Below are 23,385 nucleotides of genomic sequence, written 5' to 3' on the forward strand. Positions count from 1 at the left end.
CCAAAGACCTTACCGGCCGGTCACATCGTGGTCAGCCCCGTCTCGCGTTTCGGTATCCGCCCCCGCGAGGGCCGGGATCGGGACCCCCTGGGCCGGGCCGGTCCCGGCACCGTCCCGGCCTCGCTCCGCGCCCCGCCCTTCCCCCCGTTCGGTACGCCGCGCCGCCACCGCCAGGCCCGCACAGACCGCGGTCCCCAGCACGCCAGCGCCGACGACCGTCGCCCGCACACCGGCGAACTCCGCCACCACCCCCGACAACGCCATCCCCAGGCCCTGAACCGTCATCAGACCGGCTGTGTTCAACGTCATCGCGCGCCCGAGCAGTTCGTCCGGCACCGCCCGCACGAACCACTGGTCCAGGCCGAGGGTGTACGCCGATCCGGCACCGGCGAGCACCAGCAGGACCAGCGACCAGCCGAGGCCGGGCCGCAGCGCGTAGCCGGCGTAGGGCAGCAGCGTCACGCAGACCAGCGGGAGCGTGAGCCGGTTCCGGGTGGCCGGCCGCAGCCGCGCACCCGCGAACAGCTCCCCCGCGATCGTGCCGACCGGCAGCGCGCACATCAGCAGACCGAGCCCGGTCGAACCGGCCCCGATGCCGTCGGCGTACGGCGCCGCCAGCGCCTCCGGGGCGACGGCGAACATCGGCGGCACCCAGAACAGCAGGAGCAGCACGAGGATCCGGCGGTCGGCGAGGACCTGACGGGCGCCACGGAGGGAGTCCCGTACGAGCGCCTGCCCCCGGTACGCCCGCGCGGGCCGCCGCCGGGTGCCGAACCGCAGCAGCACGGCGGAGACCAGGAACGTGCAGACCGTGACGAGGAGCGCGTGGCGGGGCGACACGACGGTGAGCAGCAGCCCGCCCGTACCGAATCCGGCCAGCAGCGCGCTCTGCGACACGATCCGCAGCAGGGAGCGGCCGAGCACGAACAGTTCGCCGTCGCCCAGGACGTCCGCGAGGGTCGCCGTCCGTGTCCCCTGGAAGACCGGGGCGACCAGGGCGAGCGCGGCCCGCATCGCGAGCAGCACCGCGATGGGCGCGCCCGGCACCACCATCACGGCCACACATCCCGCGCACACCAGATCGCACACCACCAGGACCCGGCGGGCCGGGAAGCGGTCCGCGACGCCCGCGAGCAGGGTCCCGCCGATCAGGTAGGGCAGGAAGCCGAGCGCGAACGTCAGGGCGCTCAGCAGCGGAGAGCCCGTCAGGTCGTAGACGAGGACGGAGAGCGCGATCTCGCTGACGACGAGTCCGAGCAGCGAGAACGCGTGCGCGGCGAAGACGGCACGGAACTCGGGCACGGCGAAGACGGGGCCGTAGCCGGTGGGCGCCGGGGCTGTCTCCGGGGTGCTCTTCGGGGCGTTCTCCGCTGGGCCCGCCGGCGCGGGCACCGTCGCCGCGCCCTTCTTCTCTGCTTCTGGCATGGGCGACAGCGTGCCCGGACGCACTCCGGGCGCCGTAGAGTTTCGGTGTCAGCCGAATCTTCTGGGGTCGTGTCATGCCGTCGCTGCTGCACTTCGGGGAGGACGACCTCCTCAACTGCCGCTTCGCGGTGTCGCCTCTGTGGGAGACGCAGGAGGCGGTGCGCACGCTCAACCGGCCCGCCCGGTACGGCTATCACGCGCACTGGCTGCGCCGCATCCGCGCGGCGGCCGCCGGACTCGACCTCGCACCGCTCTGGCTGCTGATGCCGCAGCGCGGCTACTCCCCCGACTGGCTCGGCCCGCCTCCGCTCGGCCCGGCGGCGAGCTTCGAGGAGGAGATCGCCGCGGTGCGCACGGCCGATCCCGCGGTGGCCCGCGAGGAGAGCGCGCGCTCCCTCGCCGACACCCCGGGCGCGCTCACCTCACCGCGCGGCCGGGCCCTGCTGGCCGACCCGGTGCGCATGGTGCGGGAACTGACCGACCTGCTGGAACTGGCCTGGCACACCCTCGTCGAACCGGACTGGCCCCGGCTCCGCGCCCTGCTGGAGGCCGACATCGCCTTCCACTCGCGGCGGCTCGCGCAGGTCGGCCTCGGCGGGCTGCTGCCGGAGATCGACGGGCGGTTCGGCTGGCGCTCCCACACCCTGACCGTCGAGGTCGGGGGCCGGCACGAACGGCACCTGTCCGGACAGGGCCTGGTCCTGATGCCCAGCGTCTTCTCCTGGCCGGACGTGATCAGCGGCTTCGAACCCCCCTGGCAGCCGACGCTCGTCTACCCGGCACGCGGCATCGGCGGTCTGTGGGCCGAGCCGACGGACCGCACCCCCGACGCGCTCGTACGGCTGCTCGGGCGCGGCCGGGCCGCCGTGCTCACCTCGCTCGACGAACCGGGCACCACGACGGCCCTCGCCCACCGGCTGCGTCTCGCGCCGTCGTCGGTCTCCGCGCATCTCGCCGCCCTGCGCGACGCGGGCCTGCTGGTCTCGCGCCGGTACGGGCACCAGGTGCTGTACGAGCGGACGCCGCTCGGGATCGCGCTGGTCTCGGGCGGCGGCTGACCCCGGGAGGCTCACCACGCCACGCCGCTTCCCTTCCGCAATGTCCCGTTGTGCAACGATTGGTGACCGGTCGTCACCTTCGCGCAAGGGAGCAGCATGCCCCGGCTGATCCACACCCTCGCGGCACTCGCCGTGCTCGGGCTCGCGGCGGGCTGCTCGCCCGCGCCCGAGGTCGGCGAGGCCTCCGTCGTCGGCGCCGCCTCGCAGCAGAGGGGCACCGCCGCCCGCTCCCCCTTCTGGGTCGACCCGACCGGCCCCGCGGCGCGGCAGATCCAGCTGTGGCGGCGGCAGGGCCGCACCGAGGACGCCGCTCTGCTGAAGCGGATCGCGGACGAGCCCGTCGCGCTGTGGCCGGCCGGCGAGACCGATCCGGGCCCGGCGATCCGCTCGGCGACCGCGTCCGCGACCCGGGAAGGGCGAACGGCGCTGTTCGTGGCGTACGACATCCCGCACCGGGACTGCGGCCAGCACTCGGCGGGCGGAGCGGCGGACGCGGACGTCTACCGGCAGTGGATCGGCCTGTTCGCCGACGCCCTCGGCGACAGCCGGGCCCTGGTGATCCTGGAACCGGACGCGATCGCGCACATCGTGGACGGCTGCACGCCGGTCGAGTACCACGCCGAGCGCGAGCAGTTGCTGAACGAGGCGATCGTGCGGCTGAAGCGCCAGCCGCGCACCCGGGTGTACCTGGACGCCGGGAACCCGGCCTGGATCCGCGATTCCGGGAAGCTGGTCGAACCCCTGGAACGCGCCGGTGTCGCGAACGCCGACGGCTTCTCGCTCAACGTCGCCAACTTCCAGACGGACGCCACCGCCAAGCAGTACGGTCTCGGCCTCTCCGGACAACTCGGCGGCAAGCACTTCGTCGTCGACACCAGCCGCAACGGCAACGGTCCGCTGGAGGGTGCCTGGTGCAACCCGCCCGGCCGGGCACTGGGCACCCGGCCGACCACCGCCACCGGAGAGCCGGCCCTCGACGCCTACCTGTGGATCAAGCGGCCGGGCGAATCGGACGGAGCGTGCGGGGGCGGACCGGCGGCAGGACAGTGGTGGCCGGACTACGCCCTGGAGCTGGCGCGCAACTCCGTCACGTGACCTGGATCCACTTCGCCTCGGACGGCGTTCCCTGGCCGTCCGTCACGAAGAGCATGTACCAGCCGGGGGGCACCAGCGTGGGGTCCCTCGGCACGTCGACGGTGACCGAGTTCCCGGTCTTCGTCAGCCCCAGCTCGATCGACCGCTGCTCGACGTCCGTGGTGTGGGTGACGGCGCTGGGGCGCATCAGCCGGGCCCTGGCGACCCGTTCCGGGTGGTCGGTGGCGAAGGTCGCCCGGTGGCTCCGGTCGAGCACTTCGGGGCCGTGGCCCAGCACCGGACGGTTCTTGCCGTTCCTGTGCAGGGCGGGCGGGGTGAAGACCTCCATGCGCTGTTCGAAGTGGCCCAGTTTGGTGTTCCGCTGGTCGTCGAAGAGCGGGTCGGAGCCGAAGGTGGCGACGCGGCCGTCGGGCAGGAGCAGCGCCTCGGAGTGGTAGTTGCGGCCCACCCGCGGGGACGCCGCCTCATGGAAGACGTTGCCCTTGGGGTCGTAGAACTGCGCCTTGAGGATGTTGCTGGCGCTGCGGCCCCGGTAGTCCTCGGAGCCGTTGGTCGTGAAGACGGAGTCGTCCGGCATGATCACGCTGTTCAGATAGCGCGTGCCCTGGGGAAGATCGGGTCCGTCCTGGAAGGCCGGGCTGTCCTTCTTGAGGTCGACCACGGCGGTGCGCCGGGTGGATCTCTTCGACTCGCCGACGCCTCCGCCGCCGAGGATCATCACTTTCTGGTCCTGGGCGGGCGGGAGCAGGAGCGAGGCGGAGGTCTCCGTCTCGTCGGCGTCCCGCAGGCCGGGCACCTTCTCGAACGTGTTGGTCCTCAGGTCCCACAGGCCCGCCTCGCGGCCCTGGTCGGCGGGTCCGTATCCGGCGTTGGAGGCCGGGTAGAAGAGCTTGCCGCCCTTGGTCAGGAAGAGCGCCGGGTAGGTGGGGAAGTAGCGGTGGGGCCCGGGACTCCACTTCTTGGTCCTCGGGTCGTAGATTTCGTTGTCGCCGGGGTCGATGACCCCGACGTCGTCGAGGCCGGACACGGCGAGGACCCGTCCGTCGTCGAGTCCGACGAGGGTCGGGTACCAGCGGGCCTTGTCCATCGGGTCGACGGGGATGTACTTCTCGGCCTTCGGGTCGAACTCGTAGGCGGCCCTGATGCCCTGGAAGTCCTGCTTCTCCAGGGTGATCCTCTCGGAGAGGCCGTACGTGTTGGCGGCGTCCTCGCCGCGCAGACCGACGATCTCGTACTGGGCCTGCCGGTCGGTGACCGACCGCGGTCCTTCCTCCTCGGCCTCCACGAAGACACGTGCCTCGCCGGCGGTGACCTTGGTCTTCCAGGGCTGCATGACGCCGGCCCGGTCGTAGGTGATGATCTGGTTCCGTTTGGCCCTGGGGATCGTCACGTCGAACCTGCTGGTGTAGTCGACACCGGCGGGTGAGCGGAAGACGGTGCCCTTCTTGAGGACGACGGCCTTGTCGGGGTTCTCGTTCTTCACGCGCATGCCGCCGCCGGCCCGCCCGACCTCGCCGTCCAGCCGTTCGTAGCGGGCGGTGCCGCCGGCCACGAGCATGCGGCCGTCGGGGAGCTGGGCGTGTCCGGAGCAGAAGAAGTCGTCCGGGGTGGGGACCTTCTTGAAGGTGTCCGTCCTCGGATCCCACAGGACGGTGTCGAAGGACCCCTTGTCGAACTTCTTCTGTTCGTTGCCCGACCCGGCGACGATGAGCACCTTCCCGGTGTGCAGCAGGGCCGCGTGGATCGCGTTGGTGCGGTACCGCTCGGGGATGTCGGTCCGGCTCCAGGAGCCGTACTTCGCCTTGTAGGCGGGCCGGGAGATCTTGTACGCGTAGTACTGCTCGTCGGCGAAGCCGAGCGCCGCCGGGGCGTTGAGTCCCGCGAGGACGGCGATTCCCGCGATGCCGAGCACCGTCTTCTTCGTCTTCTTCGAGGGCCGGTACGCCATGGTCTAGGTGCCTCCTGTCGTGGAGCCGGTGACCGTGACGGAGGTGCCGCCCGCGGCCGGCGCCGGTTCGTGGCTGTCGGGAACCCGGGCGGGGGTGCGCCCTGCCGGCCGGGTCCGGCGCTCCCCTGCGCGGGTGCAGACCCACACCGCGACCGGTGCGAGGGAGATCGCCATGGCCAGCAGCGCCCAGGTCCGCATGGCCGCGTGGGTGTGCCCGAGGACCACCGACGCGCCGAGCGAGACGGCGAGGAGCGCGGCCCAGCCGAGGTGGATACGGAAGGTCTGGAGCCGGTCGGGGCTGGCGTCGCCGCCCTTGGGGGTGACGACGAAACGGCTGGGGCGCCGGAGCAGGGCCTCGCCCAGCGACTTCAGATAGACGGGGGCCGACAGGGCCGACATCGCCATGCCGGCCAGGCCGCCGGATCCCTCGGGCTCGTGCGGCGAGACGTTGTGGCGCCGGTTCCACAGGTACAGGCCGATCTGGAGGGCGGCGGCGTCGCTGTAGAGCATCAGCCACACGGAGGCCGTGACCTGTGTGCCGGAGGCCCCGAACCAGAGGAACAGGACGCAGCTGAGGATGCCCAGCAGCCAGTTGACGGCCGTCATCGGGTAGTACACGAGCATCAGGGTGTACGAGAACAGCCGGCCGGAGGGCATGGTGAACGGCGCCTTCCAGTACTGCTTGAACAGGGTCTCGTAGGTGCCGCGCGACCAGCGCAGCTGCTGGGTGAAGAAGTCGGTCCAGGAGGAAGGTCCCTCACCGACGGCGAGGACGTCCGGTGTGTAGACGGACCGCCAGTGCCGGCCCGTCCTCGGGTTCCGCTGCAGGTGCAGCTCGAACCCGGTGGCCATGTCCTCGGTGATGGAGTCGTACAGCCCCCCGATCTGCTTGAGGGCCGCGATGCGCACGACGTTGTTGGTGCCGACGAACATGGGCGCGCGGTAGCGGTTGCCGGCCCGCTGGATCAGGGCGTGGAAGAGGAACTGCTGGGACTCGGCGGCCTTGGTGACGGGGTTCTCGTAGTTCCCGTACACCTGGGGGCCGACGACGAACGCCACGTCGGGGTCCCGGAAGTAGCCCATCATGCGCTCGAGGAAGCCGGGCAGCGGGACATGGTCGGTGTCGACCGAGGCGAGGAAGTCGTACGCGTGACCGTGGAGGGCGAGCCACGCGTTGTAGTTGCCGTGCTTGGTGCGGGCCTTGTGCCTCCCGTCGGGGCGGTTCCACTCGGGCACCCCGTTACGGGTGAAGTGCCGCACCCCGAGTTCGGCGCACAGGGCCCTGGCCCGCTCGTCGTCGCCCTCGTCGAGGAGCCAGATGTCGAGGGGGCCGGTATGGGTGATCCCGACCGCGCCCTCGAGGGTGGCGCGGACCGTGGCGAGGGGTTCCTTTCCCGGGACGTAGGTGGTGAGGAAGGCGACCCGGGTCGCCTGTGCGGGGACGACGGGAACGGGGTCGCTCGCGACCATCGTCGCGTGGGCGATGCTCATGACGTTGACGACCATGAACAGCTCGATCAGACCGATGGCTATGAGCATGGTGACGTCGAGGCCGATCAGCCACCGCTCGCCGCCCTCGCGCTCCACCCAGTGGGTGGGCCAGACGAGATAGACGAGGAGCGCGCCGGTGAGAAGGGGCGCGAGCGTCATCAGCAGGACGGCTCGTATTCGGTGCGGTTCGCGCGACAGGAGCTTGGTGTACTGCACCCGGTAGGCCGTACCGGACGAAGGCTGGGTCAGGGGTCCGGCGAGTCGGCTGTAGGTGTCGTAGTCGTAGCCCTCGGGCCGCACATCGCCCTCCAGTGGTTGAACGTGTCAGGTGATCGTTCTGGCTGGTACCCACACATAAGTGGAGTTTTCCCGGCGTGGCGAACGGGGCGCGTCCGAAGGGGTGCCCGGGGCGTGCGGGCGGGTGGTCTTTCGTCCCTGAGGCGCCGTCACCGCCGTCACCGCGGCCGCCGAGGCGGTCCGGGCACGCAAAACCCCGGTCCAGGGGACCGGGGTTCAGGGGGTGGGCTCGGCGCCCGGGGATCACGCCGACAGGTGTCGTTCCACCGTCTCGACCTTGGAGGTGAGACCGTCCGTCACGCCGGGGCGGATGTCCGCCTTGAGGACGACCGAGACGCGGGGCGCGCGTTCCTCGACGACGGCGACGGCGCGCTTGACGACGGCCATCACTTCGTCCCAGTCACCTTCGATCGTGGTGAACATCGCGTCGGTGCGGTTGGGCAGACCCGATTCACGGACGACCCGGACGGCGTCGGCGACGTACTCCCCCACGTCCTCGCCGACACCGAGCGGTGTCACGGAGAAGGCGACGATCACGCGTTCACGACCCCTTCCTTGCGGGCGCGGGAGGCGATGACCGCGTCCTCGGCCTCGCGCTTGAGCTTGCGCTCGGCGAAGAAGCCGCCGGTGGGCAGGACGGAGAGGGCGAAGTAGAGGACGCCGGTGCCGGCGCTCCACCGGGCCCGGTTCCAGGCGTCCGCCCAGAAGATCACGTACAGGATGAACAGGACACCGTGGATCGCGCCCATGACGGGCACGGCGTTGAACTCCGTGGTCCGCTTCAGCACCGAGCAGACGAGCAGCAGCAGGAAGGAAACGGCTTCGGGGGCCGAGACCAGGCGGAGGCGGCGGAGTGCGGTGGCGGTCTTTATGTCCACGGGTCACCTTCGGTGGGAGTTTCGCTGTCGGGGGGAACGCTGCTTTGTGAACGCAAGCACAAGCGTCCCGGCCATTGTGGCATCCGGAGAGCGGGATCCCGGGTCCGGGGCCCCTCGGGGTCGCCTCAGGGATGACATCCGCCCGGAGGCTCTGTCGGCGGTCCGGCGCTGCGGCTACCTTCACAGCGTGGCGATGTTTCGACTTCAAGGCAGCAAGGTGCTGGCCGTCGACATGACCGGGGACGCCGTGAAGGCGAAGAACGGCTCCATGGTCGCGTACGACGGCCAGATGGCCTTCAAGAAGCTCAGCGGAGGCGGTGAGGGGATACGGGGGATGGTGACCCGGCGCCTCACCGGTGAGCAGATGACGATGATGGAGGTGAAGGGGCACGGCACGTGCTGGTTCGCGGACCGGGCCTCGGAGATCAATCTGGTGGGCCTTCAGGGGGACAAGCTGTACGTGGAGTCGAGCAATCTGCTCGCGACGGACGCGGGTCTGCGCACGGGTACGACGTTCACGGGGCTGCGCGGCGCCTCGCAGGGCAACGGTCTGTTCACGACCACCGTCGAGGGCCACGGCCAGGCGGCGATCATGTCGGACGGGCCCGCGGTGGTGCTGCGCGTCAGTTCCCAGTACCCGCTGACGGTCGATCCGGGGGCGTACATCGCGCATCAGGGCAACGTGCGGCAGTCGCTGCAGTCCGGTGTGACGTTCCGCACGCTGATCGGCGAGGGCGGCGGCGAGGCGTTCCAGATGCGCTTCGAGGGCGACGGGCTCGTCTACGTCCAGCCCAGTGAGCGCAACACGATCGCGGGGGATGTGTGACATGCCGTTCCGCGAGGTGAATTCGAAGATGGTCGAGGCGACGGTGGTGCCGGGCCAGCGGCTGTTCAGTCAGCGCGGGGCGATGCTCGCGTACAAGGGTGAGGTGTCGTTCACGCCCAACATGCAGGGCGGGCAGGGCGGTGTGATGTCGATGATCGGCCGCCGGCTGGCCAACGAGGCGACTCCCCTGATGACCGTCGAGGGTGCGGGCACGGTGCTCTTCGGGCACGGCGGTCACCATGTCCAGGTGATCAGCCTCACCGGTGACACCTTGTACGTCGAGGCGGACCGGCTGCTGGCCTTCGACGGGACACTGGAGCAGGGCACGATGTTCCTGGGCTCGCAGGGCGGCGTGATGGGCATGGTGCGGGGCCAGGTGACGGGCCAGGGGCTCTTCACGACCACGCTCAAGGGGCACGGCGCGGTGGCCGTCATGGCGCACGGCGGTGTCTTCGAGGTCCCGATCACTCCGCAGCGGGCGGTGCACGTCGACCCGCAGGCGTACGTGGCGCACCACGGTGACGTGCGCAACAAGCTGTCCACGGCGCTGGGCTGGCGCGACATGGTGGGCCGCGGTTCGGGCGAGGCGTTCCAGCTGGAGCTGAGCGGGAGTGGTTCGGTGTACGTCCAGGCCTCGGAGGAGAAGCTGTGAGCGGGTACGGAGCCCCGGGCGGCCCGGTGATCCACGATCCGATGTCGCTGCCGGTCGACGACAACGTCAACAACTACACCTTCTGCGTGGAGCTCAAGGGGAGCCAGTGGTTCCTGCAGAAGGGCAAGATGATCGCCTACTACGGGTCGATGGAGTTCAACGGCATCGGGCACGGCCGTCTGGACCGACTTGTCCGTACGTCGTTTCATTCGCCTCTGCACGCGAGCGACTGGGTCGTGGCGGAGGGTTCGGGCAAGATGCTCCTCGCCGACCGGGCCTTCGACGTGAATTCGTACGACTTGGACGAGGGCAACCTGACCATTCGCTCCGGCAACTTGCTCGCTTTTCAGCCAAGTCTGGCACTCAAGCAATCGATCGTGCCGGGGTTTCTGACACTGATCGGAACCGGCAAGTTCGTGGCCGCGTCCAACGGTCCGGTGGTGTTCATGGAACCCCCGATCCGGGTGGACCCGCAGGCCCTGGTCGGATGGGCGGACTGCCCGTCCCCGTGCCACCACTACGACCATGGGTACATGACCGGCGTGATGGGCGGTCTACGTGCGATGACGGGCCTCGGAGGGGCTTCCGGGGAGGAGCACCAGTTCGAGTTCGTGGGGGCGGGCACGGTGCTGCTCCAGTCCACCGAGATCCTGATGGCGGAGCAGGCCACGGGGGCGGTCCCGCATCAGGCCGGAGTGCCCGGCGCGGGAGGGGTGCCCGGTCAACACGGTCAGCAGGCCGGCGCACCGCGCCTTCCCGGACAGCTGGGGGACCTCCAGCGTCGCTTCGGGCTGTGAGCGGTAGTCTGCGGAGTGTGACATCGAACGCGTGCGCGCAGTCACACCACCCCTCACTAGTTCGCCTTTCAACATTTTAGGTAGACTTCACATATGGAGACCGAGACGGCCACGCGCTGGCTGACCGATGCGGAGCAGTGCGCCTGGCGCACCCACCTGGAGGTCAACAGGCTGTTGACGTACCAGCTCGAAAGGGATCTTCAGCCGTTCGGGCTGACGATGAACGACTACGAGATTCTGGTGAACCTCTCCGAGTCGGAGGGCGTACGCATGCGGATGAGCGACCTCGCCTCCGCCACCCTCCAGTCCAAGAGCCGCCTCTCGCACCAGATCACGCGCATGGAGAACGCGGATCTGGTGCGCAGGGAGAACTGCGAGTCCGACCGGCGAGGGCTGTACGCGGTCCTCACCGAGCACGGCATGGAGACGATGAAGAAGGTCTCGCCGCATCATGTGGCGTCCGTACGGAGGCACTTCATCGACCTGCTGTCACCGGAGGCGCTGGAGGACCTGCACAAGTCGCTGCGGCCGATCGCCGAGCACCTGCTGGGACAGCGCGGCAAACCGTAGCCCCCGTCAGGAAGCTCAGGAAGCCCGGCGTGGCAGCCGGAGCTCGAAGAGCGCTCCACCGGCGGGCGCCTCACCGACCGTGAGCGTCCCGCCGTGCCGGACGGCTACGTCCCGGGCGATGGCGAGGCCGAGACCGGCTCCGCCGTCGTCCCGGCTGCGGGCGTCGTCCAGCCGTACGAACCGCTCGAAGACCCGATCGCGCTGACCCGCGGGGATCCCGTCCCCGTCGTCGGCGACGGTCAGCACCGCCCACGCGCCGTCGCCGCGCACCCGCACCTCGACCCGCTCCCGGGCATGCCGCCGCGCGTTGTCCAGCAGATTGGCCAGCAGCCGCCCCACCTGCCCCCGGGACCCGGACACCTCCAGGGCGTCCTCGGCCGCGACCGCGACCCCGGCCCTGCGTCCGCCCTCCTCCGCCGCGAGGACACCCAGGTCGAAACGTCCGTCCACCGGCCGCTCCCCCGCGTCCAGCCGGGCGAGCAGCAGCAGGTCCGCGGCCAGCCGCTGCAGCCGTACGGTGTCCTCGACCGCGCCCGCCACGTCGAGCAGCTCCGGATGGGCGGCGCCCACCTCGAGCTGGGTCCGCAGCGAGGCGATGGGGCTGCGCAGCTCGTGCGAGGCGTCGGCGACGAACCGGCGCTGCCGCTCCACCGAGGCCTCCAGCGCGGCCAGCGTCTCGTTCGTGGTCCGGGCCAGCCGGGCGACCTCGTCGTGCGCGGCCGGAACGGGCACGCGCCGCGCGAGGTTCTGCGAGGCGGTGATGGCGGCCATCTCGCCGCGGATCCCCTCGACGGGACGCAGGGCGCGCCGGGTCACCCGCCAGGTCACCCCCGCCACCGTCGCCAGGAGGAGCGGCAGGCCGATCAGCATCGCCGTCAGGGCGGTCCGGACGGCTCCCTGTTCGGCGGCGAGCGGGGCGCCCGCGTGCACGGTGAGGGTGACGTCCTGGGGGGTGGTGACCTCGACCGCCGCGAACCGGTACGCCGCGGTGTCGCCGTCGACCGTGGCGGTCCCCTGGCTGTTGCGCACGTCCTCGGAGATCTGTCCCACCGCGGGATCGTCGTCGTCCCGCGCGGCGTCGTCCCCGCCACCGCTCTTCCCGCTGCCGCTGCCGCGGCCGCTCCGCCTGCCGTGGTTGTCGTCCTCGCCGTCGTCGTCCCCGCCGTCGTCGTCCTGGGCGGTCGCGGACGGGACCGGGCTCGCGCTCGGACTCCGGCTCGCGGCCGGGCCCGGCCGCACCGCGGCGATCCCCGTCCCTACGACGCTCTCCAGGTCCTCGCTCGCGGCGACCAGCCGTCCCGCCTCCTCGGCCACCTGCACCGGGTGCTCCTCGGCATCGCCGAGCTCCAGGTCCCCGTAGGCGATGCCCGCGGCCAGCTGCGAGGCCACGTGACGGGCCGCCGAGTCTGCCTGGGCGTCCGTCTGGTCGACGAGGTCGGCTCGCAGCGACAGGAGCACGGCGGCGCCCGCGGCGACGAGGGCGACGGCGACCACGACGGTGGCGGCGAGGCTCGCCTTGGCCCGTACGGACCCGAACAGGCGCCTCACCGTGCGTCCAGGCGGTAGCCGGCCCCGCGCACGGTCCGGATCGTCCCGGCGCCGAGTTTGCGGCGCAGCGCGCTGACGTAGACCTCGACGATGTTGGGGTCGCCGTCGTAGGCGAAGTCCCAGACGTGTTCGAGGATCTCGGCCTTGGAGACGACCTCGCCGGCCCGCAGCACCAGATGTTCGAGGACGGAGAACTCCTTGGTGGTGAGCGCGACTTCGTCCCCGTCGCGCAGCACGCGCCGGGCGGCCGTGTCGACCTCCATGCGGCCGAGGACGTGCACGGGCGAGGCCCCGGCCTGCCCGCGCCGCCGCAGCAGCGCCTTGATGCGGGCGACGAGCACCACATAGGAGAAGGGCTTCGTCAGATAGTCGTCGGCGCCGGTGTCGAGCCCCTCGGCCTCGTCGTACTCGCCGTCCTTGGCGGTGAGCATCAGGATCGGGACGTCGTGTCCGGCGGAACGGAGCGCGGCGCAGACGCGGTAGCCGTTCATGCCGGGCAGCATGATGTCGAGGACGACGAGGTCGTGGTGTCCCTCGGAGGCCCGGTGCAGGCCTTCGAGCCCGTCGTGCACGACGTCCACGGCGTAGCCCTCGGCCCTCAGACCCCTCGCGAGCGACAGGGCGAGCCGCTTCTCGTCCTCCACGATCAACAGGCGCATGAGCACAGCGTCGCAAACCGAACCTGAAGACGCCTTCAGGTTTCTTCAGGCTGCCTTCAGCGTCCGTCCCTCAGATTGGTCCCCGTCGAACCGCACCGGCGGAACGTTCCGGACGAAGCAGTGGGAACCAGTGGACAACGGGAGGCTCTCCATGAAGCGCAACATCGTCATCGCCACAGTCGTGGCCGCGACCCTGATCGCCGGAGGCACGGCGACGGCCCTCGCCGTCACGGGGAACGACGCGACGGCACCGGCGAAACGGTCGAGCGGACAGCCGGGGACGGACGACGCCCGGGACACCACAGAGGCCGAACGCACGGCCTCGCCCACGGCCACGGCCACGGCCTCGCCCACGGGAACGGCCACGGGAACGGGAACGAGCGCGGCCGACCTGACGGCCCTGACGGCAGAGGACGCCGTCACCCGCGCGCTGGCGCACACGCCGGGCACCGCCGTCGGCGCCGAACTCGACGACGAGCACGGTGCCGTGATCTGGCAGGTCGAGATCATCGACCCTGCGGGCGCCTGGCGCGACGTCCGGGTCGACCCGTCCACCGGCAAGGTCCTCGGCTCCCGGACCGGGCACGAGGACGACGCCGCCCGGGTACGGACCACGCTCACGGGCACGTCCGTCTCGTTGGCCGAGGCCGCCCGGGCCGCCGCGGCCAAGGGCACGGTCACCTCGATCGACGTCGACGACGACGGGACTCACGCCTGGGACGTGGAGACCCTGACGCCGAACGGCGTCGAGCGGGAGTGGCGGATCGACCTCCGCACGGGCCGCATCACACCGGACCACGGATCGGACGACGGGTCGCACGACGTGTCCGACGACCGGACGGCGAGCGGTTCGGACGACCAGGCGGAGCACGGTTCGGACGACCGTTCCGAGCACGGGTCGGACGACGGGGCCGGACACACGTCGCACCACGGCGCGGGGCACGGGTCGGACGACGGATCGGAGCGGGGGTCGGACGACGACTGACCGGACGAGCGGGGACCCACCGGGGACCCACCGGGCCGGGCGCGCACGATGTCTGTGCACATTGTGCGGCGCCCGGCCCGCCGCTCCGCCCTGCGGGGGGCTGCCGGTGCTGCCTGTGCTCCGGGTGTGGTCCCGCGGACGCCGCCCTCCTCACGGGTTCGGCCCGCCCCGGCAGGGGGCGGCCACCGACGGGCACTGCCCGCCCCGCCGGTGTTGCCCAGCGTCCGCGAGGGCCGCACCCGTATGCGGGAGCGGCCCCGCAGGAGGCCGCGATGACCGCGGCGGTCAGATGCTGCTCGGCTCGGCCTCGGCCGGGGCGGTCCCGTCCGCCGGTGCGGGCGCCCTGGGCGTGGTCCGCAGCGCGATCAGGCCCGCCGCCAGGGCCACCGCGCCGGAGAGCGCGAAGCACCAGCCCAGGGACATCTGGCCCACCAGCAGGCCCGCACCGGCGGCGCCACCGGAACTCCCCGCGTTCACCGCGGTGTTGACCCAGGCGCCGGCCTGGATGCGAAAGCCGGGCGGGGCGGCCGCGTCGGCGATCAGGTAGGACGTCGTCAGGGCCGGGGCGACGAAGAATCCGGCGCAGGCGATGGCCAGGGTCAGGGTGGCGAGGCCCGGGGCGAGTGCGGCGGCGAGCAGGGCGAGGCCGAGGCCCGCGGCCAGCACGGGCAGCCGTACGCCCGGGGGCATCGGCCAGTCGACCGCGCCGTTCAGCAGGCCGCCCAGCGCGCTGCCCAGCGACAGCGCGGCGAGCACCCAGGCCACCACGCCCGCGCCGTGGTGACGTTGCTCGGCGAACGCCATGACCAGGAGGTCGACGGCGCCCAGGGACAGGCCGACGCCGAGCGCGACGACGACGGGCTGGGCGAGGGCGCGTCCGCCCCGCCGGCGGCGCCCGCCGTGCGCCGCCTTCGCCGCGGCGGGACGGACGCCCGCCACGACCGGGGAGAGGACGAACGCCAGGGTTCCCGACCACACCAGCAGGGCGCTCAGCGCGACCGCGGCGGCCGGCGGGGCCGTCTGCACGACCGCGCCGACGAGCAGCGGCCCGGAGACGAAGAGGATCTCCTCCACGACACCGTCCAGGCTGTAGGCACGCTGCAACAGCCTTTCGTCCTGGACCACTTCGCCCCACACGGCACGCATCGTGGGGCCGAGCGGCGGTGTGCAGGCGCCCGCGGCGCCCGCCAGCGCGCCGATCGCCGCGGCCGGGGCGCCGGGCCGCCAGGCCGTGGCCGCGAAGGCCGCGAGCAGGCCCGCGTAGAGCGAGGCCATGGGGATCAGGGCACGGCGGGCACCGTGCCGGTCGATCAGCGCCGCTCGCGCGGGCGACAGGAACACACTCATCGCGCCGAACAGCGCCATGACCGTGCCGGCCACGGCGTACGACCCGGTGGCGCGGGCGGTGGTGAGCATCATGGCCAGCGGGACGACGCCGTACGACAGCCGGCCGGTCATGGCCGCGACGAAGGTGCGGCGGGCATGGGGAATGCGGAAGAGCGCGGCGTAGGACGGCCGCGAGGGTGACGCAGACATGGAAGGAGTCCTCAACTGCGAGGCGGGACAGGGGTCGCCGGAGTGCCGCGACGCCACGGCCGGAGTGCCGTCCGTGCGTCGCGGGCCTGGGCGGGCCCTATGCCAAGAGGAGGAACATGCCGCTCAACGTAACAGCGGGCGCGGGGAGCCGGCCAGGAGTTTTCCCGGACCCCGCGCTCCGCACCGCACGGTCGGCCCGGCCGGTCCCGGTTCACCGCGGGCGGCGCGAAGGGCGCCCGTTCCGGGAGGGAACGGCCGCCCTTCGCGTACGACAGCCGAGAACCGCGCCGGATCAGCGCGCGCCCTTCGCGTACGACAGCCGAGAACCGCGCCGGATCAGCGCGCGCCCTTCGCGTACGACAGCCGAGAACCGCGCCGGATCAGCGCGCGCCCTTCGCGTACGACGGCCGAGAACCGTGCGGGATCAGCCCTGGAGCGCGCTGCACGCCGTGGCACGGCGCCGCACGACGCGATGCCGCGCCGGAGCGGGGCGCGCACCACGCGACACAGCGCCACGCGTTGCCGCGCCGGAGCGCGCGACACGCACCACGCACCCCACCACGCGACACCGCGCCCCGCCGCGCGACACCGCGCCGCACGGCGCCACGCGACACCGCACCGCACCACGCGACACCGCACCCCGCCGCGCCCCGCCACGCGACACCGCGCCGCACCACGCGACACGGCGCCGGAGCGTGGCACGCGCTGCCGGGTTCGGCGTCGCTCAGGCCTCCGTGAGGCCCTCGACCAGCGAGTCGGCGGCCCGGTAGGGGTCCAGTTCGCCTGCCACGATGCGCTCCGCGAGGGCGCTGAGACGGCGGTCTCCGTGGAGGTCGCCGATGCGCCGGCGCAGCGCGGTGACGGCGATCGTCTCGACCTCCTGGGACGCCCGGGCGAGCCGGCGCTCGGCCAGCACCCCGTGCTCCTCCATCCACGCCCGGTGCTTCTCCAGGGCCTCGACGACCTCGTCGATGCCCTCGCCGCGCGCGGCCACCGTCTTGACGATCGGCGGGCGCCAGTCCCCCGGCCCCCGGGACTCACCGAGGCCGAGCATGTGGTTGAGCTCGCGGGCGGTGGCGTCGGCGCCGTCGCGGTCGGCCTTGTTGACGACGTACACGTCGCCGATCTCCAGGATTCCGGCCTTGGCCGCCTGGATGCCGTCGCCCATGCCGGGGGCCAGCAGCACCACCGAGGTGTCCGCCTGGGAGGCGATCTCCACCTCGGACTGGCCGACGCCCACGGTCTCCACCAGGATCACGTCGCAGCCCGCCGCGTCCAGGACGCGGATCGCCTGGGGGGCCGACCAGGCCAGTCCGCCCAGGTGGCCGCGCGTCGCCATCGAGCGGATGTAGACGCCCGGGTCCGACGCGTGGTCGGACATCCGGACGCGGTCGCCGAGGAGCGCGCCCCCGGAGAAGGGCGAGGACGGGTCGACGGCCAGCACACCGACCCGCTTGCCCTGGCGCCGGTAGGCCGTCACCAGGGCAGACGTCGAGGTCGACTTGCCGACGCCGGGCGAGCCGGTGAGGCCCACCACGTACGCGTTGCCGGTCAGCGGCGCGAGCGCCGCCATGACCTCACGGAGCTGGGGTGCCGCACCCTCCACCAGGGAGATCAGCCGGGCCACGGCCCGCGGCCGTCCTTCTCTGGCCTGGGTCACCAGCGAGGAGACGTCCTGCATCACAGCTCCGTTCACGAGAGGTCTTCGGTCGAACGCGGGTCAGGCCCTGGCCACCCGCACGATCAGCGCGTCGCCCTGACCGCCGCCACCGCACAGGGCGGCCGCGCCCACGCCGCCGCCGCGCCGCTTCAGTTCGAGGGCGAGGTGCAGGACGACCCGCGCGCCGGACATGCCGATCGGGTGGCCGAGGGCGATGGCGCCGCCGTTGACGTTCACCTTTTCCGTGGACACCCCGAGGTCCTTCATTGACTGGACCGCGACCGCCGCGAAGGCCTCGTTGATCTCGATCAGGTCGAGGTCCTCGACCTCCAGGCCCTCCTTCTTCAGGGCGTGCAGGATCGCGTTCGAGGGCTGCGACTGCAGCGAGTTGTCCGGCCCCGCCACATTGCCGTGCGCGCCGATCTCCGCGATCCACTCCAGGCCCAGCTCCAGCGCCTTGGCCTTGCTCATCACGACCACGGCGGCGGCGCCGTCCGAGATCTGGGACGAGGTGCCGGCGGTGATGGTGCCGTCCTTGGCGAAGGCGGGACGCAGCTTGCCCAGCGACTCGGCGGTCGTCTCGGCGCGGATGCCCTCGTCCTTGCTGAAGACGACGGGCTCGCCCTTGCGCTGCGGGATCTCGACGGGTGTGATCTCCGCCTCGAAGATGCCGTTCTTCTGGGCGGCGGCCGCGCGCTGGTGGGAGAGGGCGGCGATCTCGTCCTGCGCCGGGCGCTGGATCCCGAGACGGGTGTTGTGCTTCTCCGTGGACTCGCCCATGGCGATGCCCTCGAAGGCGTCCGTCAGACCGTCGTACGCCATGGCGTCGAGCATCTCGATCGCGCCGTACTTGTAGCCCTCGCGGGACTTCGGGAGCAGATGCGGGGCGTTCGTCATGGACTCCTGGCCGCCGGCGACCACGATGTCGAACTCGCCGGCGCGGATCAGCTGGTCCGCGAGGGCGATGGCGTCGAGGCCGGAGAGACACACCTTGTTGATGGTGAGGGCCGGGACGCTCATCGGGATGCCCGCCTTGACGGCGGCCTGGCGTGCCGGGATCTGCCCTGCCCCGGCCTGGAGCACCTGGCCCATGATCACGTACTGCACCTGGTCACCGCCGATGCCCGCACGGTCGAGGGCTGCCTTGATCGCGAAGCCTCCGAGGTCGGCCCCGGAGAAGGACTTCAGCGAGCCCAGCAACCGTCCCATGGGCGTTCGGGCGCCCGCGACGATCACCGAGGTACTGCTGTTCGTTCCAGACATGAGGTGCGATCCCCTTACCGGCTGCACAGCCGAGGAGTGAACGAGGGTTTACTGAGAATGTACTGAGCGGTAGGCCACCCGTCATCCGGCCCGCAGTGTGATCGCGCGCACGTTGCGTAACCACGCCGGGAGCGCTGCACTGACTAAATGCTGACGCGAATCGACCACATCGGGATCGCCTGTTTCGACCTCGACAAGACTGTTGAGTTCTACCGTGCGACGTACGGCTTCGAAGTCTTCCACTCCGAGGTCAACGAGGAGCAGGGTGTCCGGGAGGCCATGCTCAAGATCAACGAGACGTCCGACGGCGGCGCCTCCTACCTCCAGCTGCTCGAACCCACCCGCGAGGACTCCGCCGTCGGGAAGTGGCTGGCCAAGAACGGCGAGGGCGTGCACCACATCGCCTTCGGCACCGCGGACGTCGACGGTGACGCCGCGGACATCCGGAACAAGGGCGTCCGGGTGCTCTACGACGAGCCCCGGATCGGGTCCATGGGGTCCCGGATCACCTTCCTCCACCCCAAGGATTGCCACGGAGTCCTGACAGAACTGGTCACTTCGGCGGCGGTTGAGTCACCTGAGCACTGACCTCCGTATATCTGGGCCGGTAGGGTTGGGGGCGGCCGTCACCTTTCGCGGGAGACGGCCGCGGTCCTGACGCCTTCCGGCGAGCGGGACCAAGGGCCGGGGTCCAGGTTTCGGGGGGCGAGCGTCGGGGCAGCAGCCCGTGCTCCGCCGTTGATCTGACACCATTCCCCGGGGGCCCCGTTCGGCGGATGGACGGTGCTCGTTCGGAATTACTTGCGACCAGGGGACGGATGGGACCGCGCAGTGCGGGGCTACGAACGCCAGGAGCGAGAGCCGGCGGCTGACGTCGACCACCTCTCTCGGTTCGAGGCCGAGATGGAGCGGCTGAAGACCGAGCGGGAGAAGGCCGTCCAGCACGCCGAGGACCTCGGCTATCAGGTCGAGGTGCTGCGCGCCAAGCTGCATGAGGCGCGCCGCAGTCTGGCGACCCGTCCTGCCTACGACGGGGCCGACATCGGCTATCAGGCCGAGCAGCTGCTCCGTAATGCCCAGATGCAGGCCGATCAGCTGCGCACCGACGCCGAGCGCGAGATCAGCCAGGCCCGGGCGCAGACACAGCGCATCCTCCAGGAGCACGCCGAGCAGGCCGCCCGGCTCCAGGCGGAGCTGCACCAGGAGGCGGTCACCCGTCGCCAGCAGCTCGACCAGGAGCTGGCCGAGCGCCGGCAGACCGTCGAATCGCACGTCAACGAGAACGTGGCGTGGGCGGAGCAGCTGCGCGCCCGCTCCGAGTCGCAGGCCCGCCGTCTCCTGGAGGAGTCGCGTGCCGAGGCCGAGCAGGCGCTGGCCGCGGCCCGCGCGGAGGCCGAGCGCGTCGCCGCCGAGGCGCGCCAGCGGCTCACCAACGACGCCGAGTCGGCCCGCGCGGAGGCCGAGGCGCTGCTGCGCCGGGCCCGTACGGACGCCGAGCGACTGCTGAACGCCGCGTCGACGCAGGCCCAGGAGGCCACCGACCACGCCGAGCAGCTGCGCAGCTCCACCGCGAACGAGTCGGACAACGCCCGGCGCCAGGCCACCGAGCTGAGCCGGTCCGCCGAGCAGCGGATGAGCGCCGCCGAGACCGCGCTGCGCGAGGCGCAGGCCGAGGCGGACAAGGTCCTCAACGAGGCCAAGGAAGCCGCGGCCAAGACGCTCTCCGGTGCCGAGTCGGTCAACGAGCAGCGCACGCGGACGGCGAAGGAGCAGGTCGCCCGGCTGGTCAGCGAGGCCACCAAGGAGGCCGAGTCCACCAAGTCCGAGGCCGAGCAGATCGTCGCGGACGCCCGCAGCAAGGCCGAGACGATCGTCGCGGAGGCCGAGGAGAGCGCGCGAAGCCTCACCGCCGAGGAGACCGCCTCCCAGCTCTCCAAGGCCGCCCGTACCGCCGAGGACGTGCTGAACCGGGCGTCCGAGGAGGCCAAGCGGACCACCAAGGCGGCGTCCGAGGAGGCCGAGCGGATCCGCACCGAGGCGGAGACCGAGGCCGACCGGCTGCGCGCCGAGGCGCACGACATCGCCGAGCAGCTCAAGGGCACGGCGAAGGACGACACCAAGGAGTACCGCGCCAAGACGGTCGAGCTCCAGGAGGAGGCCCGCCGGCTGCGCGGTGACGCCGAGCAGCTGCGCTCGGACGCGGTCGCCGAGGGCGAGCGCATCCGCGCCGAGGCCCGGCGCGAGGCCGTCCAGCAGATCGAGGAGGCGGCGCGGACCGCCGAGGAGCTGCTCGCCAAGGCGAAGGCGGACGCGGACGAGCTGCGCCAGGCCGCCACGGCGGACAGCGAGAAGGTCCGCACCGAGGCCATCGAGCGCGCCACGACCCTGCGCAGGCAGGCCGAGGAGACGCTGGAGCGGACCCGCGCGGAGGCCGAGCGGCACCGCGCGGAGGCCGTCGAGCAGGCCGAGACGATCGCGGCCGACGCGGAGCGGGCCGCCGAGCGGCAGCGCGAGGAGACCGAGCGGGCCATAGCGGCCCGTCAGGCCGAGGCCGCCGAGGGACTGGCCCGGCTGCACACGGAGGCCGAGGAGCGTCTCACCGCCGCCGAGACGGCGCTGACGGACGCGCGCGCCGAAGCCGAGCGGATCCGTCGCGAGGCCGCCGAGGAGACCGACCGGCTGCGTTCGGAGGCCGCCGAGCGGCTCCGTACGCTCCGGGCCCAGGCCGAGACGGAGGCCGAGCGGCTGCGCAACGAGGCCGCGGCGGACGCTGCGGCGTCCCGCGCCGAGGGCGAGACCATCGCCGTACGGCTGCGTTCGGAGGCGGCGGCGGAGGCCGAGCGCCTGAAGTCGGAGGCCCAGGACAGCGCCGACCGGGTGCGGAGCGAGGCGCAGGCCGCGGCCGAGCGTCTGGCGACCGAGGGCGCCGAGACGCTGGCCGCCGCCCAGGAGGAGGCCGCACGGCGCCGCCGCGAGGCCGAGGAGACCCTCGGTTCGGCGCGCCAGGAGGCCGACCAGGAGCGTGAGCGGGCCCGCGAGCAGAGCGAGGAGCTTCTCGCCTCCGCGCGCAAGCGGGTCGAGGAAGCCCAGACCGAGGCCGTACGGCTGGTCGAGGAGGCCGACCGGCGCGCGACCGAGATGGTCTCCAACGCCGAGCAGACCGCGCAGCAGGTGCGGGACGCGGTGGCGGGGCTGCACGAGCAGGCGCAGGAGGAGATCACCGGGCTGCGCTCGGCCGCCGAGCACGTGGCGGACCGTACGCGGACCGAGGCGCAGGAGGAGGCGGACCGGGTCCGCGCCGACGCGTACGCCGAGCGCGAGCGGGCGTCCGAGGACGCGTCGCGTGTGCGGCGGGAGGCGGCCGAGGAGACGGAGGCCGCGAGTTCCCTCGCGGAGCGCACGGTCGCCGAGGCGATCGCTGAGTCGGAGCGGCTGCGTTCGGACGCGGCCGACCACGCCCAGCGGGTGCGCACCGAGGCGTCGGACGCGATCGCGAACGCCGACCAGGACGCCTCGCGCACCCGTGCGGACGCCCGGGAGGACGCGAACCGGATCCGTTCGGACGCGGCCGCGCAGGTGGACACCCTCATCACGGAGGCGACGGCGGAGGCCGAGCGGCTCGGGACCGAGACCGCGGCCGAGGCCGAGCGGGTACGCGCCGAGGCCGTGGCCAAGGCCGAGCAGCTCATCTCGGACGCGACCGGTGACGCGGAGCGGCTGCGTGCCGAGGCCGCCGAGACGGTCGGCTCCGCGCAGCAGCACGCCGAGCGGATCCGCAGCGACGCCGAGCGCGTCAGGACGCGGGCGGCCGAGGAGGCCGAGCGGCTGACGTCGTCGGCGCGCGAGGAGGCCGAGCGCACGCTGGACGAGGCCCGCAAGGAGGCCAACAAGCGGCGCTCCGAGGCGGCCGAGCAGGTCGACACGCTCATCTCCGAGACGGCGTCCGAGGCGGACAAGCTGCTCTCCGAGGCGCAGCAGAGCGCCCAGAAGACGACGGCGGACGCCGAGTCGCAGGCCGACACGATGGTCGGCGTGGCGCGGGGCGAGGCCGAACGGCTCGTCTCGGAGGCGACGGTCGAGGGCAACACCCGCGTGGAGCGGGCCCGTACGGACGCGGACGAGCTGCTGGTCGGCGCGCGCCGGGACGCCACGGCGATCAGGGAGCGCGCCGAGGAGCTGCGGGACCGCATCACCTCGGAGATCGAGGATCTGCACGAGCGGGCCCGCCGTGAGTCGTCCGAGGCGATGAAGAACGCGGGCGACCGGTGCGACGCGCTCATCAAGGCCGCCGAGGACCAGCTCGCCGAGGCCGAGGCGAAGGCCAAGGACCTGCTGTCGGAGGCGAACTCCGAGGCGAGCAAGGTCCGTATCGCCGCCGTGCGCAAGGCCGAGGGGCTCCTCAAGGAGGCCGAGCAGAAGAAGTCCTCGGTCATCGGCGAGGCCGAGAAGATCAGGTCCGAGGCCATCCAGGAGGCGAAGGCCGCCGTCGAGGAGGGCAAGCGCGATCTGGAGGTGCTGGTCCGCCGGCGCGAGGACATCAACGCGGAGATCTCCCGCGTCCAGGACGTCCTGGAGGCGTTGGAGTCGTTCGAGGCGCCGCCGGGTGCCAAGGACGGCGGGGTGAAGGCGGGGGCCGCCGCGGGTGCTACCCGTTCGGGTGGCAAGGCGTCGGAGGGCTAGCCAGATGCACAGGTTCC

At 72.1% G+C, this 23,385-nt stretch carries 19 protein-coding genes; 9 read left to right on the forward strand and 10 right to left on the reverse strand.

The window, feature by feature from the left end; translation table 11 throughout:
- Positions 1-9 precede the first annotated feature (9 nt).
- Entirely contained in the window at positions 10-1,425 is a 1,416-nt protein-coding gene (locus tag OOK38_RS06225) for an MFS transporter (RefSeq protein WP_266762896.1), read from the reverse strand.
- Between the two features lie 74 nt (positions 1,426-1,499).
- Between OOK38_RS06225 and OOK38_RS06230 the strand changes: the two genes are divergently transcribed.
- Positions 1,500-2,483, forward strand: a complete 984-nt coding sequence (locus OOK38_RS06230) for a DUF5937 family protein (protein WP_266762895.1) — start codon at positions 1,500-1,502, stop codon at positions 2,481-2,483.
- A 96-nt stretch (positions 2,484-2,579) separates the two neighbouring features.
- Positions 2,580-3,578 (forward strand): glycoside hydrolase family 6 protein, encoded by a 999-nt coding sequence (locus tag OOK38_RS06235; RefSeq protein ID WP_266762893.1) that lies wholly within the window; start codon positions 2,580-2,582, stop codon positions 3,576-3,578.
- Here the strand turns inward: OOK38_RS06235 and OOK38_RS06240 are convergent.
- The 4 genes from OOK38_RS06240 to OOK38_RS06255 all read right to left on the reverse strand — a co-directional run bounded on the left by OOK38_RS06240 (position 3,571) and on the right by OOK38_RS06255 (position 8,192).
- Entirely contained in the window at positions 3,571-5,526 is a 1,956-nt protein-coding gene (locus OOK38_RS06240) for a kelch motif-containing protein (RefSeq protein ID WP_266762891.1), read from the reverse strand. The genes OOK38_RS06235 and OOK38_RS06240 overlap by 8 nt on opposite strands.
- A 3-nt stretch (positions 5,527-5,529) precedes the next feature.
- Entirely contained in the window at positions 5,530-7,317 is a 1,788-nt protein-coding gene (locus OOK38_RS06245) for a cellulose synthase catalytic subunit (protein ID WP_266762889.1), read from the reverse strand.
- Positions 7,318-7,557: 240 nt separating this feature from the next.
- A complete protein-coding gene (locus tag OOK38_RS06250) occupies positions 7,558-7,851 on the reverse strand; it encodes an MTH1187 family thiamine-binding protein (protein WP_266762887.1) in 294 nt (97 codons plus the stop codon).
- Positions 7,848-8,192, reverse strand: coding sequence for a DUF3817 domain-containing protein (locus tag OOK38_RS06255; protein ID WP_266762885.1), 345 nt, complete (start codon positions 8,190-8,192; stop codon positions 7,848-7,850). The genes OOK38_RS06250 and OOK38_RS06255 overlap by 4 nt, the downstream gene beginning before the upstream one ends.
- Positions 8,193-8,385: 193 nt before the next feature.
- Between OOK38_RS06255 and OOK38_RS06260 the strand changes: the two genes are divergently transcribed.
- The 4 genes from OOK38_RS06260 (at position 8,386) to OOK38_RS06275 (ending at position 11,037) form a co-directional block, all read left to right on the forward strand.
- Positions 8,386-9,018 (forward strand): AIM24 family protein, encoded by a 633-nt coding sequence (locus OOK38_RS06260; protein WP_266765854.1) that lies wholly within the window; start codon positions 8,386-8,388, stop codon positions 9,016-9,018.
- Between the two features lies 1 nt (position 9,019).
- On the forward strand, positions 9,020-9,670 hold the full coding sequence (locus tag OOK38_RS06265) for an AIM24 family protein (RefSeq protein ID WP_266762883.1): 651 nt from the start codon (positions 9,020-9,022) through the stop codon (positions 9,668-9,670).
- A complete protein-coding gene (locus tag OOK38_RS06270) occupies positions 9,667-10,467 on the forward strand; it encodes an AIM24 family protein (RefSeq protein ID WP_266762881.1) in 801 nt (266 codons plus the stop codon). Before OOK38_RS06265 ends, OOK38_RS06270 begins: the two co-directional genes overlap by 4 nt.
- 93 nt (positions 10,468-10,560) lie before the next feature.
- A complete protein-coding gene (locus OOK38_RS06275) occupies positions 10,561-11,037 on the forward strand; it encodes a MarR family winged helix-turn-helix transcriptional regulator (protein ID WP_103550943.1) in 477 nt (158 codons plus the stop codon).
- Positions 11,038-11,052: 15 nt separating this feature from the next.
- On the opposite strand, the gene OOK38_RS06280 is transcribed toward OOK38_RS06275, so the two are convergent.
- Together OOK38_RS06280 and OOK38_RS06285 are read right to left on the reverse strand one after the other, a co-directional pair.
- Positions 11,053-12,585 carry a cell wall metabolism sensor histidine kinase WalK gene (locus tag OOK38_RS06280; protein WP_266762878.1) on the reverse strand — a complete coding sequence of 511 codons (1,533 nt, stop codon included), beginning with the start codon at positions 12,583-12,585 and terminating at the stop codon, positions 11,053-11,055.
- Positions 12,582-13,244 (reverse strand): response regulator transcription factor, encoded by a 663-nt coding sequence (locus tag OOK38_RS06285; RefSeq protein WP_266762876.1) that lies wholly within the window; start codon positions 13,242-13,244, stop codon positions 12,582-12,584. The genes OOK38_RS06280 and OOK38_RS06285 overlap by 4 nt, the downstream gene beginning before the upstream one ends.
- Positions 13,245-13,395: 151 nt before the next feature.
- On the opposite strand from OOK38_RS06285, the gene OOK38_RS06290 reads away from it, so the two are divergent.
- On the forward strand, positions 13,396-14,229 hold the full coding sequence (locus OOK38_RS06290; RefSeq protein WP_266762874.1) for a PepSY domain-containing protein: 834 nt from the start codon (positions 13,396-13,398) through the stop codon (positions 14,227-14,229).
- Between the two features lie 285 nt (positions 14,230-14,514).
- On the opposite strand, the gene OOK38_RS06295 is transcribed toward OOK38_RS06290, so the two are convergent.
- The 3 genes from OOK38_RS06295 to OOK38_RS06305 all read right to left on the reverse strand — a co-directional run bounded on the left by OOK38_RS06295 (position 14,515) and on the right by OOK38_RS06305 (position 18,688).
- On the reverse strand, positions 14,515-15,765 hold the full coding sequence (locus OOK38_RS06295; protein WP_266848185.1) for an MFS transporter: 1,251 nt from the start codon (positions 15,763-15,765) through the stop codon (positions 14,515-14,517).
- 724 nt (positions 15,766-16,489) lie between these two features.
- On the reverse strand, positions 16,490-17,446 hold the full coding sequence (meaB, locus tag OOK38_RS06300; RefSeq protein ID WP_266762870.1) for a methylmalonyl Co-A mutase-associated GTPase MeaB: 957 nt from the start codon (positions 17,444-17,446) through the stop codon (positions 16,490-16,492).
- Positions 17,447-17,485: 39 nt separating this feature from the next.
- On the reverse strand, positions 17,486-18,688 hold the full coding sequence (locus tag OOK38_RS06305; protein WP_266762868.1) for an acetyl-CoA C-acetyltransferase: 1,203 nt from the start codon (positions 18,686-18,688) through the stop codon (positions 17,486-17,488).
- A 147-nt stretch (positions 18,689-18,835) separates the two neighbouring features.
- Between OOK38_RS06305 and mce the strand changes: the two genes are divergently transcribed.
- The gene (gene mce / locus OOK38_RS06310) at positions 18,836-19,276 is read left to right on the forward strand and encodes a methylmalonyl-CoA epimerase (protein ID WP_266762866.1); all 441 of its coding nucleotides are present in this window, start codon (positions 18,836-18,838) and stop codon (positions 19,274-19,276) included.
- A 243-nt stretch (positions 19,277-19,519) separates the two neighbouring features.
- Positions 19,520-23,368 (forward strand): polarized growth protein Scy, encoded by a 3,849-nt coding sequence (gene scy, locus OOK38_RS06315; protein WP_266762864.1) that lies wholly within the window; start codon positions 19,520-19,522, stop codon positions 23,366-23,368.
- Positions 23,369-23,385 lie beyond the last annotated feature (17 nt).

Origin of the sequence: Streptomyces sp. NBC_00568 (assembly GCF_026341855.1) — a bacterium.
In the GTDB taxonomy this organism is placed as follows: Bacteria; Actinomycetota; Actinomycetes; order Streptomycetales; family Streptomycetaceae; genus Streptomyces.